The 13,244-nt window shown below is 30.9% G+C and carries 15 protein-coding genes; 1 reads left to right on the top strand and 14 read right to left on the bottom strand.

Features of this window, described 5'->3' with window-relative positions; genetic code table 11:
• Window positions 1-29: 29 nt before the first annotated feature.
• Both lgt and C3E90_RS11600 read right to left on the bottom strand, forming a co-directional pair.
• Entirely contained in the window at window positions 30-764 is a 735-nt protein-coding gene (gene lgt, locus C3E90_RS11605; RefSeq protein WP_236915834.1) for a prolipoprotein diacylglyceryl transferase, read from the bottom strand.
• Window positions 765-917: 153 nt separating this feature from the next.
• On the bottom strand, window positions 918-1,379 hold the full coding sequence (locus C3E90_RS11600; protein ID WP_236915833.1) for a YhcN/YlaJ family sporulation lipoprotein: 462 nt from the start codon (window positions 1,377-1,379) through the stop codon (window positions 918-920).
• 184 nt (window positions 1,380-1,563) lie between these two features.
• Here C3E90_RS11600 and ychF point away from each other — a divergent pair, with 184 nt between their 5' ends.
• Window positions 1,564-2,655 (top strand): redox-regulated ATPase YchF, encoded by a 1,092-nt coding sequence (ychF, locus tag C3E90_RS11595; RefSeq protein WP_236915832.1) that lies wholly within the window; start codon window positions 1,564-1,566, stop codon window positions 2,653-2,655.
• 28 nt (window positions 2,656-2,683) lie between these two features.
• Here the strand turns inward: ychF and C3E90_RS11590 are convergent, their stop codons facing one another.
• The 12 genes from C3E90_RS11590 to C3E90_RS11535 all read right to left on the bottom strand — a co-directional run bounded on the left by C3E90_RS11590 (window position 2,684) and on the right by C3E90_RS11535 (window position 13,225).
• Window positions 2,684-3,604: a DUF7916 family protein gene (locus tag C3E90_RS11590; protein WP_236915831.1), complete on the bottom strand. Its 921-nt coding sequence runs from the start codon at window positions 3,602-3,604 to the stop codon at window positions 2,684-2,686.
• 74 nt (window positions 3,605-3,678) lie between these two features.
• A complete protein-coding gene (gene nagE / locus C3E90_RS11585; protein WP_236915830.1) occupies window positions 3,679-5,067 on the bottom strand; it encodes an N-acetylglucosamine-specific PTS transporter subunit IIBC in 1,389 nt (462 codons plus the stop codon).
• A 214-nt stretch (window positions 5,068-5,281) separates the two neighbouring features.
• Window positions 5,282-6,067, bottom strand: coding sequence for a family 1 encapsulin nanocompartment shell protein (locus tag C3E90_RS11580; protein ID WP_236915829.1), 786 nt, complete (start codon window positions 6,065-6,067; stop codon window positions 5,282-5,284).
• Window positions 6,068-6,082: 15 nt separating this feature from the next.
• On the bottom strand, window positions 6,083-6,439 hold the full coding sequence (locus C3E90_RS11575; protein ID WP_236915828.1) for a ferritin-like domain-containing protein: 357 nt from the start codon (window positions 6,437-6,439) through the stop codon (window positions 6,083-6,085).
• Between the two features lie 124 nt (window positions 6,440-6,563).
• A complete protein-coding gene (deoC, locus tag C3E90_RS11570) occupies window positions 6,564-7,232 on the bottom strand; it encodes a deoxyribose-phosphate aldolase (RefSeq protein WP_442870581.1) in 669 nt (222 codons plus the stop codon).
• A complete protein-coding gene (gene pduL / locus C3E90_RS11565) occupies window positions 7,229-7,804 on the bottom strand; it encodes a phosphate propanoyltransferase (protein ID WP_236915827.1) in 576 nt (191 codons plus the stop codon). Before pduL ends, deoC begins: the two co-directional genes overlap by 4 nt.
• 74 nt (window positions 7,805-7,878) lie before the next feature.
• Window positions 7,879-9,162, bottom strand: coding sequence for a 3-phosphoshikimate 1-carboxyvinyltransferase (gene aroA, locus C3E90_RS11560; RefSeq protein WP_442870580.1), 1,284 nt, complete (start codon window positions 9,160-9,162; stop codon window positions 7,879-7,881).
• Window positions 9,159-10,199 carry a 3-dehydroquinate synthase gene (aroB, locus tag C3E90_RS11555; RefSeq protein WP_236915825.1) on the bottom strand — a complete coding sequence of 347 codons (1,041 nt, stop codon included), beginning with the start codon at window positions 10,197-10,199 and terminating at the stop codon, window positions 9,159-9,161. The genes aroA and aroB overlap by 4 nt, the downstream gene beginning before the upstream one ends.
• Window positions 10,200-10,203: 4 nt before the next feature.
• Window positions 10,204-11,328 (bottom strand): chorismate synthase, encoded by a 1,125-nt coding sequence (gene aroC / locus C3E90_RS11550; protein ID WP_272879139.1) that lies wholly within the window; start codon window positions 11,326-11,328, stop codon window positions 10,204-10,206.
• Between the two features lie 71 nt (window positions 11,329-11,399).
• Window positions 11,400-12,317 carry a hypothetical protein gene (locus C3E90_RS11545; protein ID WP_236915824.1) on the bottom strand — a complete coding sequence of 306 codons (918 nt, stop codon included), beginning with the start codon at window positions 12,315-12,317 and terminating at the stop codon, window positions 11,400-11,402.
• The gene (locus C3E90_RS11540) at window positions 12,295-12,960 is read right to left on the bottom strand and encodes a TIGR01906 family membrane protein (protein ID WP_236915823.1); all 666 of its coding nucleotides are present in this window, start codon (window positions 12,958-12,960) and stop codon (window positions 12,295-12,297) included. Before C3E90_RS11540 ends, C3E90_RS11545 begins: the two co-directional genes overlap by 23 nt.
• Before the next feature lie 91 nt (window positions 12,961-13,051).
• Window positions 13,052-13,225, bottom strand: coding sequence for a hypothetical protein (locus C3E90_RS11535; protein WP_005582038.1), 174 nt, complete (start codon window positions 13,223-13,225; stop codon window positions 13,052-13,054).
• Between the last annotated feature and the right edge of the window lie 19 nt (window positions 13,226-13,244).

Raw genomic sequence — 13,244 nt, 5'->3', positions numbered from 1 at the left:
AGAAAAAAAATAGAGGTTTCCCTCTATTTTTATATGAAATGGTTTTTCCTCCTTTTTATGAAAAAATAAATTGTTAAAAATACCGATGCAATACTAATTAACTGGGCTATCCTTATAGGTCCTAGCATTAAACTATCCGTTCTAAGCCCTTCAACAAAATACCTTATAATAGAATATAACATCAGATAAAGTAAAAATACCTCTCCTGAAACTTTAGCCTTATTTCGCCTATACCACAAGAGAAATATAAAAATTAAAAAATTTCCTATGGATTCGTATAAAAATGTAGGATGTACTTTTATTCCATCTACAATTATTCCCCAAGGCAAATCTGTAGGTGTACCATAAGCTTCTTGATTTATATAATTACCCCATCTTCCTATTGCCTGCCCAAGAATTAAACTGGGAGCACATGCGTCAGCTATCTTCCAAAAATCCACTTTCCTTTTTCTAGTAAATATTACTGCAACAATAATAGCTGATATTATTGCTCCATGGATAGCTAAACCTCCACCTCTAAAATGGAATATTTCTACCATATTATTCCTATAATAATCCCAGCTAAAAATCACATAATGCACTCTAGCTCCTATTAATGCTATTGGTATAGCATATAATAAAAGGTCTATCATTGTATCTTCTTCAATCCCTAATCTTTTGGCTTCTTTTAATGCTAAAATAGTGCCTATGACCACTCCAATGGATATCAAAATACCATACCACATAACCTCTATACCAAATACTTTAAATGCTACAGGATTCATCTTTAGTCACCTTCCCTATACTTCTTAATATAGTTAGTATAGCATAAAATTTCTTATTTACCTATAGCAGCCAAATATTAATATACTGAAAAATATAATATTTAATGAGGGACTATTGTATAAATAAAACCCGTTTAGATAACGGGTTATTGTTTATTCTTTTTTTAATTTTTCTATGACCCTATTTATTTCTTTTACATGTTCATCGTAGGAATTGCCATCTATTAAAGATAATATAATATTTTCTATTTGATCAAATATTTTTTTATTGTCTGTTATTAGTACTTGTCTTATCATAGTATCATTTTCCAATACTGTATCAATAATCATTTCCTTGACATCATCAGTCAATTTAGAACCTTCTGCCATTACTAATCCTATAGCCACTACATCATTAAATATAATAGATGTAGCATTATCTATTCCATATAAATTTACCACTAAGTCAGAAATATTTTCAGAGCGTACTAAAATATCGTGATTCTTGCCACCCACATCTAATGCTATTTCCTCTTCTTCATTTTCTTCCCTTGATATATCATCTTTGGTACAGCCATTTATAATGCCACCTATTATTAATACAATAATTAATAATAGTATAACTTTCCTTTTCATATATTTTACCCTCCTCCTATTATATAGTTTTTCAATAATATAAAAATTTATTACAAAATAGAATAATTGATTAATATTTAATCGGTTATCCTATTAATATTATCTCCTTAGTGTTGAATTGAGCATTTATATAATATATAATAATTCTTGTGCAAAGTTTTAGGATTATGAAAGGAAGATATTAATGAAATTAGGAATAGTTGGACTACCAAATGTAGGGAAAAGCACTTTATTTAATGCGTTAACTGCCGCTAAAGCAGAAGCACAAAATTATCCATTTTGTACTATAGAACCTAACGTGGGAATAGTATCTGTTCCAGATAAAAGGCTTGATATGTTAGCTGATTTAGTAAACCCAGAAAAAATAGTACCTGCTACTATAGAATTCTTTGATATAGCTGGACTAGTAAAAGGTGCCAGTAAAGGTGAAGGGTTAGGAAATAAATTTTTATCCCATATTAGAGAAGTAGAAGCAATAGTTCATGTAGTTAGATGTTTCGAAGATGAAAATGTAACCCATGTAGAAGGGAAAATTAGTCCCATTGATGATATTGAAATCATTAACTTAGAACTAATGCTCTCCGATTTAGAAATTGTCAGCAATAGATTTCACAAAGTTGAAAAAATAGTTAAAGGTGACAAATCTTATTTTAAAGAGTTTGAGTTATTAAAAACTATAAAAGATTCTATTGAGAGAGAAAAACCTTTAAGGAGTATTGATTTTACTGAAGAAGAGATAAATTTATTGAAAAGCTTTGGATTGTTATCTTTAAAACCTGTATTATATGTTTGCAATATATCTGAAGAAGACTTGGTTAAAGGTGAAGATAATAAATATGTAAAATCCGTTAAAGAATATGCCTCAAAAGAAAACTCTGAAGTAATTGTAGTTTCAGCAAAAATTGAATCAGAAATATCCCAATTAAACATAGAAGAAAAAAAGGAGTTTTTAGCTGAATTAGGATTAGAAGAATCTGGACTAGATAAGCTAATAAATGCAAGTTATGACCTTTTAGGTCTTATGAGTTTTTTAACCTCTGGTCCTAAGGAAGTAAGAGCTTGGACCATTAAAAAGAACACCAAAGCTCCTCAAGCAGCGGGAAAGATACACACAGATATAGAACGTGGTTTTATTCGAGCAGAAGTTATTAACTATAAAGACCTTTTAGAATGTGGTGGAGCTACCCAAGCAAAAGAAAAGGGACTTGTAAGATCAGAAGGAAAAGATTATATAATACAAGATGGAGATGTAGTACTGTTTAGATTTAATGTATAAACCAAGGAGAGATAATATCCTCCTTGGTTTATCTATTTACAGACCTAGCCATCCTCCTATAAGTATGCCTTTTACCCTTAATTGCAATGGAATATATCATAATATTTTCAGGGGTAGCCATCCCTGGCGACATGCCTGCATCACCTATATGATGAATATCAGTACCTGTCATCTTACTATTTAGGGCAATATTTCTAATAGTCCACTGATCTGCTCCTTCCTGAGAGGTACCTATTGATGTTATAGTCAATTTACCTAAGGAGTGGACATAATCTACTAATTCTTTGACATAATCAACTGTCATTCCCGGTACAGTCCCAGGTGCAGGTATTAGAATTATATCGCTACCTGCTTGGATGAATTCCTTTATCAACTCTTTGCTAATAATATTGGCACCTGATTCCTTTATACTTCCTGAACCATGCATTTTCCCTGATGCAATTATTATTTGGTCTCCGAGAGTATATTTTATCTTACCTATGGCTTTAATAATTTGATTGTTAGAAACTCCTGTCTTAGGATTTCCAGTCAATAATATCATGTCTGCCCCTTGACTTACTAGCTTTTTTACATTTTCAACTGTTGCCAATCTACCCTTTGGCAAAAAAATTCTATCTTGGACTTCTTCATCTAAATCTACTGGTTCTAAATTGACTCCTACCATTCGACCTGTCAATCTTTTTACATTTTCGATAAGCTTAGATGAATCTTTATATGGTATTCCTTCTATTTTGGGATTGTCTATATCATACATATTTAATAAAAGTATATCAGCTCCAAAAGCTGAAGCCAACTCTATATTGCTTACATCCCAGAGAAGTGGCGGAGCTACAGATATAATTTCACTAACAACAGTTCTTCCCTCACCAGCCTTTATACTCAGCAATTTTTCTTTTTTGTTCATGTTTTTGATATCTGATGTATCTAAATCCAATATTCTTTTTACCATCTCTTTCCTCCCTTTGTTCATACTAATGGAATATGGTGACTAAAGACTAGCCACCATATTCTGTTATATCCTTATTATTTTTTGTTTAAAATGTTTAAATTGTTCTTTATCTCATCAGCAATTATTTCAGCTCTTGTGCCAACTATTACTTGAACATTATTAGCGGTAGGTTTTAGTAATCCTGATACACCTAGTTTTTTCAATTCTTCTTCATTAATTAGAGAACTATCATTTACAACTAATCTAAGTCTAGTAATACATGCACTAACTTCTCTAATATTGTCTACTCCACCTAGGGCGTCTATATATGCTACTGCTACACCACTCATTCCTCTTTCCTCTATTAACTCATCTAGGCCTTCCCCTTCTTCATCTACCCTACCTGGAGTGGGTAAATCTAATTTCTTTATTGCAAATACAAATATTAAATAATATATTATTCCAAAAGCCAATCCTACTGGAATTAGTAACCACCCATTAGTCGCTAATTTCATATATAAGAAATAGTCTATGGCACCTGCAGAAAAACTGAATCCGTGTTTTATATTTAGCATGTATGAAACTGCTAAAGCTACTCCTGATAGCAGAGCATGAATAATATATAAGGATGGTGCTAAAAACATGAATAAGAATTCTATAGGTTCAGTAATCCCTGTAAGAAAAGATGTAAATCCTACAGAAAACAAGGCTCCACTTATCTGTTTTCTATTCTCAGGTTTGGCTGTCTTATACATAGCCAAGGCAGCTCCAACTAACCCAAACATCATTATTGGATAAAAACCTGCCATGAATACTCCTGCATTAGGGTCTCCTGCTAAAAATCTACCATAATCTCCTGTTGCACCTCCATATTCGCCAAATATAAACCAGACAAGATTGTTAATAACATGATGTAATCCCACTGGAATTAAAAGCCTATTTAAAAACCCAAAAGCAAATACTCCAATGGCTCCTGCTCCTATCATCCAATTTGCAGCTGCATCAATTCCACTTTGAATAGGTGGCCAAATATATCCAAACATAAGGGCTAAAATTATAGATACAAAACCCGTTACAATAGGAACAAATCTTCTGCCTCCAAAGAAACCTAACCAATCCGGTAGTTTAATATCATAATACTTATTGTATAAGTTCCCTGCTACTACACCTGCAATAATACCTCCAAGTACTCCCATATTTATGGTATCATTAATAACTGCTGCTCCAGCAGTAAGAACAAAATAACCTACTACCCCCGCTAGTCCTGAAGCTCCCGAATTATCAAAAGATAAACCAACTGCCACACCTATGGCAAAGATAATAGGAAGGTTCCCCAGTATAGCTCCTCCCGCTTCTGCGATAAAAGGAACGTTGAAAACATCATCTGCTCCTAACCTTAAAAGTAAACCTGCGATAGGTAATACAGCTACTGGTAGCATCAAGGCTCTTCCAAGCTTTTGTAATTTTCCAAAGAAACCTCTCATTAAAAATACCTCCTTTTGTTTAAACTAATAATTATAATAAATACTCTACTCTCCTTTCTATTAATAATAAAGGCATAAACCTTATATGTAGTTGACAATATACATTATAGGTTTATGCCTAAATTCCAATACAATCATTACTTTCTAAATATCTTTCTACATTTATATTTCTATTGTTTACACATATAGAATATTACTAAATATTAGGTATTTACTATAGTTTATAATTAATTATGATAGTTGGATCTAATACTCTAAACGTAAAGGATTCTGTGATGAAAAATCTTACTTTCTTATTATCATTATATTGATAACCAATAGATAAATCTTCTCCTATAGTTAACTCTAAATCTTCATGGTCGTAAGGGACTAATAGTGCTCCATCTACAACATGGCTGTAGATAATTTTGTGTCCAAGAAGATTTTCTATCCTTCTTTCTAATGGGTAACCAGTCTCCTTAGAGATAATTCTCCTATAAGCTTCTTCTCCTACTATTAGAGTGAAAGGTCCTTCTTGATAAACTTCCTTAAGTCTTATCAATCCTTTTGTAATTGAATCCATAATGGAATTAGGGTCATTACCAAAATTTAAAGCATCTCCCTCAGCTGACTTAACCAACCCCTTTATATGTGCATTCTCCAGCCCGTTATATACTGCATTTTCTTCAAAGAGTGCAATTTTTTTAGCAGCTTCTTCTAAAGGCTCATAGTCTATATCCTTTGCTCCTCGGGAGATATTATCTAATTCCCATCTATCCATTTCAAATTCAATCCTTGCCTCTGTTAATGGCAACACATTGTAAAGGCCATAACAAAGTTCATCATCTTCTTTTATTTCTCCTAACCTTCCATCGGTTATTACATTAAAGTCACGACCTTTAGGTCCTTCAACTTTAACTACCTTTCTTGCAGAAAGATAGTTTTTGAAAACTTCCATGAGCCTTTCTTCTATTTCTTCCCAAGCTTCTTTAGTAATAGGTGCAAGTTCTCTATATAACATTTCCATTTCACTCCTTTATTTTAAGTCTCCAACACTTAATCCAGATTTTCCTTCAGGAATTTCTTCAGTATCCCTTCCCATTGCAGTTTCTTCAATACCAGCAATAGGTCCTTCAGTAAATAAGTAAGTTCTTAATTCTTGATCCCACACAGGCATATTTCTTCTTAACCATTCTAATGTCATACATACATGTTCGATTTCTTCATCCCTATTGTGGGCCATAATAGCTTTTAATTCTTCATCATTAGAAGCTACTACCCTTTGATTATACCAATCTACAGCTTCTACTTCCTCTTTTAAACTGTTTAAAGCTCTAACGATATCTTTAGACTTTTCATCTAATAATTCTATAGGTTCATGATATTGGCTCATTAATTATCTCCTCCTATACTTTTTTAACTATGTTAATTTTACCCATTTGCACCAAAACTAATCAGTTATTTAAATGTAAAAGCTAGATAGTCCAATATTACTATCTAGCTTTTACAGAATAGTTTTATTTTGTTCCTTTGACTATTTTAACAGAAGCACTCGCTCCAATTCTTGAAGCCCCTGCTTCAATCATAGCCATTGCCGATGCATAATCTCTAATTCCTCCTGAGGCTTTAATTTTCAATTTACTTCCTACAACTTTTTTCATAAGCTTAACATCTTCTACAGTAGCACCTCCAGTGCTAAATCCAGTAGAAGTTTTTACAAAATCAGCACCAGCTTCCATAGCTAATTCACAGGCTTTAACCTTTTCTTTATGGGTTAACAAACAGGTCTCTATTATGACTTTTACAATTGCCTTATTATTAGCTGCATTTATAACAGCCTTAATATCCTCTTTTACAACATCATAATCTTTATTCTTTAAAGCTCCAATGTTTATCACCATATCAACTTCCTCAGCCCCACCTTCAATAGCCTTAGCGGTTTCATAGGCTTTAACCTCCTTAGTATTAGCACCTAATGGAAAACCTATTACCGTTGCAACTTTAACCTCTGAACCCATTAAAATTTCCTTAGCCAACTTTACATAGAAAGGATTAACACATACTGCAGCAAAACCATATTCTTTTGCTTCATTACATAAGTCTTGAATCATTTCTTTACTAGCTTCAGGTTTTAGCAACGTATGATCAATCATAGAAGCTATGGTTTTCATTAAATCACCTCTCATTCTTTAATTAATTCCACCAAATCTCCATTTTTTACTCCCGCTGCATTTCCTTCTTCTATATCAACATGCATTTCTAATGCAAAATTATCTTTTACTCTAGCTAAAACATTTTCAAATATTACAGATCTCATACCATGAGTCTTTATCCTAACTACATCCCCATCTTTAACTCCAAATTTCTCACCATCTGCTGTATGCATATGTACATGTCTTGCTGCAACTATTGTTCCATCTTCTAAATCGATTTCGCCTTTTGGGCCTACAACCTTCACTCCTGGTGTTCCTTCTATATCTCCTGAATTTCTGACCACCGGTTTAACGCCAAGTTTAAAAGCATCAGAAATAGAAATTTCTATCTGGGTTTTACTTCTTTCTGGTCCTAAAACTCTAACACCTTTAATGGTTCCTTTTTGACCAACTATATCTACTCTTTCTTCACAAGCATATTGTCCTGGCTGAGATAAGTCCTTTGTTTTAGTTAATTGATAATCTTGTCCAAATAAAATATCTAAATCTTTTTCACTTAAATGGATATGTCTATTAGATAATGCAATCGGTAACTTATAATTCATCCTATATACCTCCTCATATTATTATGTTATCTTCTTCACTAATTATATTAGTTTACATATAAAAAATCAAACATCTATGATAATAGTTTAAAAAGGGAATTGTAAAAATCTGGATAGGAAATATTTACACATTCGTATCCCTTTATATTAGATTTTCCTTCCCCCCTTAAGGCTGCAATGGATAATGCCATAGCAATCCTATGATCATTATGAGAAACAAGGTCAGCAGACTCCAAAAAACTTCCACCTTCAATAACCATTCCATCAGGTAGTTCCTTAATATTTACTCCCATTTTCCTTAATTCAGTTGATATTGCTTTTATTCTATTGCTTTCTTTATATTTTAACTCCTCTGCATCTCTAATAACAGTAATTCCTTCAGATAGAGAAGCTGCAACTGCAATAATAGGAATCTCATCTATTAAAGTCCCAATCATATCTCCATCTATAATAATCCCCTTTAGTTTAGAATGTTTCACTTGAATATCAGCAACAGGTTCATTATTAATATATCTTTTATTGAAAATCTTTATATTAGCTCCCATTCTCTTTAATACCCTAATGATGCCAGTTCTTGTAGGGTTAATTCCTACATTCTTAATAATAATATTAGAACCTTCTATTAAAGAAGCTGCAACCATAAAATATGCAGCAGAAGATAAATCTCCAGGAATGTAGATATCCTTCCCAGATAAAATGCAATTAGAATTTATTTGTATTTGCCCTTTTTCATTATATACAGTGCAACCAAAATAATTCAACATCCTTTCAGTATGATCCCGAGTCATTTTATTCTCAATAATTCTAGTCTGTCCTTCTGCAAATAAAGTTGCTAATAGTATAGCAGATTTAACTTGAGCACTGGCTATTGGTAGCTTATAATTAATTCCTTCTAAGGTTTTAAAGCTAGGTTTAATTTCTACTGGAGGATATCTATCTTCTCTTCCTTTGATATTAGCTCCCATTCTCATTAATGGAATAATAATCCTATCCATTGGCCTATTCATTAAGGATTGATCTCCTATTAAAGTAGTAGAAAACTTTTGACCTACCAAAATTCCACTTAAAAGTCTCATAGTAGTGCCAGAATTACCACAATCAATAATAGACTTAGGCTTTTTTAATCCCTTTCTACCTACCCCTTCAATGAAAACTATATTTTCGCCTTCATCTATATCTACCCCCATGCTTTTAAAAGCTGCTATGGTTCTTCTAACATCTTCAGACATTAAAATACCAGATATTAAAGTATTACCTTCAGCTAAAGAACCAATTATAATGCTTCTATGGGAAATAGACTTGTCACCAGAAACTACTATCTCTCCTAATAATCTATATGTATTACCATTAATAATCAAATCCATTCACCCTTTAGACTTTTTTTAATTATTTTTTCATCAATATCATTAAAAACCTCTACTTTCCCTTCACCTATAGGCAGAACAAATACAATGTTTCCATCAAAATTTTTCTTATCATTTCTCATTATTTTTATTAACCTTTCAATTTCTTCAATATTAAACTTTATTGGCATTACAAGTTTTTTAAGAACATCATTAATCTCTTCGAAATAAATATCATCTATTAGCCCTTTTTCTTTTGCTATATATGATTCATATATCATACCTAAAATTACAGTTTCTCCATGATTGAATTTAGTAAAATTATAATAAGCTTCTATACCATGCCCAATAGTATGTCCAAAGTTTAATATCCTCCTTAAACCTTTATCATACTTGTCCATATTTACTATATTTTTTTTGATTGAAACAGATTGATTAATTATTTCAAGAAGAATGTTTATATCTTTTCTATATATATTTGAAAGATTGGAACTGACAAATTTAAATAGATTATAATCAACTATTAGACCATATTTTAAAATTTCACCTAAACCAGAAATTATATCTCTTTTAGATAGGGTTTTTAAAAAAATTACATCTATTATAATTAGATTTGGAAAATAAAAAGATCCTATAATGTTTTTAAGTCCTCCATAGTCTATTCCTACTTTTCCACCAATGCTGCTATCTACTTGGGCTAAAAGGGTTGTAGGTATTTGAATATAATTTATACCTCTTTTAAAGGTAGAAGCAACAAAACCTGTTATATCACCTACTACTCCTCCACCAAAACTAAGTATTAAAGTATTTCTATCTATGTTATTTTCTATTAGATTATCATATATGGAAAAAGTAGTATCTATGGATTTGCTTCTTTCTCCTGGTGCTAAAACATAAGTGGTAAAATCAAATTCCTTAACATTTTCATATAAATAATCTTCATAAAGATTGTTTACATTTTCGTCAGTTATTATGTATAAGTTTTTAACTCCTATATCTTTCAAATAGCTGTTCAATTCATTTAATATATTCTTGCCTATTTTAATTTTCATATTATCACCTGTTTTTTAATCTCTCCATATAATTATAAAAATTAGTTTTAATTTCCTCAAGACTATCTCCACCAAATTTCAACATCATCTCATTAGCTAGTATGCAGGCAAGCATATTCTCAGCTACTATACTAGCTGACGGTACAGCGCAAACATCAGACCGCTCAAACTGGGCTAATGTTTTTTCCTTAGTCTTAATATCTATAGTTTCTAATGGCTTTTTTAAGGTGGGTATGGGTTTCATAATTGCTCTAAATATTATATATTCTCCATTAGAAACCCCTCCTTCTATCCCCCCTGCATTATTTGTTTTTCTATAATACTTATTCCCATCAAAATATATCTCATCATGAACTTGGGAACCTAGCCTATTAGCTATTTCAAAACCCAATCCAAATTCAATTCCTTTAATCCCTGGAATACTCATAATGGATTGAGCAATTTTACCATCAAGCTTTCTATCCCAATTAGTATAACTACCTAATCCTACAGGTATATTCATTCCAATTACCTCAAATATTCCCCCTAAAGTATCCCCTTCTTCTTTGGTATTCTCAATTTTCGATATTATCTTCTTTTCTATATCTCTGTCTAATACCCTAACAACAGATTCATCTGCTGCTAGTATCTTATCCATACTGAAATTAGTGTAAATTTCTTCTGGAATTTTTATACCACCTATCTGGATTACATGGCTAAGAATATGAATATTAAATTCCATTAAAAGCAATTTACATATACTCCCCACAGCAACTCTCATGGCAGTTTCTCTAGCACTTGCTCTCTCCAACACATTTCTGGCACCTTCTAGGTTATATTTTAAAGCACCTGACAAGTCTCCATGACCTGGTCTAGGTCTTGTAACTTCTGCTAAATCTATATTAGTACCTTTATTTTCTACCATAATGGATATTGGATTCCCCGTAGTATAGCCTTTGTTTACTCCAGATATTACTTGAATTTCATCTTTCTCTATAGACATTCTGCTACTTCTCCCATAACCTTTCTGCCTTCTACTTAACTCATTATTTATAAACTCAATATCAAAATATATATTTGATGGAAAACCTTCTATTATGCCAATTAATCCTTTACCATGAGATTCTCCAGCAGTTAAATATCTTATCATATAATCATCCCCTTATAAGAAAACTTCTATCCAATAAAAGGAAGAAGTTGTCAGTATAACTATATTATAACCTATTCTACATAGTTCTTCTCCAAAAATTTTATTAGATTATATACTCCTATGATTATTCCAAAGGCAATAGATAAAAAAGCCATTATTTTATAATATAGGGGGTAGGAAACAAAAGAAGAAATTAGATAAAGAATTATCCCTAGCAAAATAGATTTGTATATTTTGTCTTTCCTATAAAAACTTAACCTTTCTTTAATATTCCCTTTCCTATCTTTATATTTAGAAATTATTATTTCTTCTATATCTTCTTTTGTTGGATAAGTTCCAGTTTCTTTAAGCATCTTTTTAATTTCATCATAATCTATTAAAAGATACTCTGTTTCTTTCTTAACTTCGTCATCAAAAGAAGAACTAGTAACTATCATCCCTTCTTCAATACTCTTATTCTTCATCTCTTCATTGAAATGTTCTATATCTTTCAAAATAACTTTATTGTCAAATGAATTCTTAAAACATTTGACCCCATATATATCTCCATTAACTTCCCCAATAAAGTTAATATGACTATTATATTGAAAAAACAATGCCTTGTAATATTGTTCCAGCAGTTCTTTTATAAATATTAAAAAATCACGATTGCCATACTTTGCGATTTCATTAATAATTTGTTTATTAGCTATATCTTCGTTTATTTCATTAATCTTTTTATATCTAGTCCTTCCTTTCCAAACTACTATAATTATTAGATAAATCCCAACTAGCAATATAGTCAATATTATTGATAAAATAATATTTTTAGTTGTATTAAATATGGTTATTAAAAAAAATACAGCTAAGATTAAAGATATAAAAATCCAATCTATTAAAGAAGCATGGATACTCTTCCCGTCTTTTATCCTGGTGGTATAATAACTATTTAATAAAACTTGCCTTCTAATTCGGTTGAAATAGTCTTTAAAATTTAATAATCCCTCCATTGTATTCCTTTCCTTTCTTTATCAATATATAACCAACTATTTGTATTATTGCCAATATTAATAGGAATAATAATATAATTCGGATAAATATACTGATAAAGAATTCTTCTGGTAGCATTTGTATCAATAAATCTGTTTTAGGATTTAATAACCATAGATCATTGTCGAAAAACACTAGATGAAAGTAAGTAAAATATCTATTAAAATCTACCATGGATAATATAAATAGTAACAAGAATAATCCCCACCATATAAAGGTTCCATAAAATAGCACACTACCAAGGCTTTTCCAGTCCTTTTGGGTAAAAAGAATTATTAAAATCAATAGAGTTGAAAAAAATAAAATCTTTTTTAGGATAAATCCATATTTAAAAAGTTCCTTAACATCTTCCATGTGCATAATTTCTCTTTCATTAAAATAGGGCTTTAAAGCTTGTCCGCCTAAATCTTGTTTCAAGTAATCAAAAATAATCTCAGTAATTCCTTCTAATTCTTCATTAGATTTTCCTGTTACAGTTGAAATATTGTGAATTTCATAGGAGTTCAAATATATACTCTTATTAAATGTATTTATCTCAACACTCTTTAATAAAACATAACAAGGCAAAACTAATATTAAAATAATCATAATTATTCTTTTCAAATCAAATCTCCTCTCCCTTATTATGTATTTTATTGATAAAAAATCTATAAAAAAGGTTGAAAGATTAATTAATTTCTTTCAACCTATAAATTTATCCCATAGCTTTTTCTAATCTGTCTAAATATTTAATGGGAAACATTCTTAAGAGTTCTTTGTATTGTTCAACTGTAAGACCTTGTACAGTAGTGTATATCTCTATCTTCCCATCTACATCCGCTTTTCTAAATCTTTCTTTTATTGATTCAAAGGTTTGGTTGACTACCATATATTCACTCCTTATATTC

It is taken from the genome of Clostridium sp. Cult2 (assembly GCF_021655075.1).
GTDB lineage: Bacteria > Bacillota > Clostridia > Tissierellales > Tepidimicrobiaceae > Schnuerera.
The sequence above is the reverse complement of the archived record's forward strand: the minus strand, read 5'-3'. Positions and strand labels throughout refer to the sequence as shown.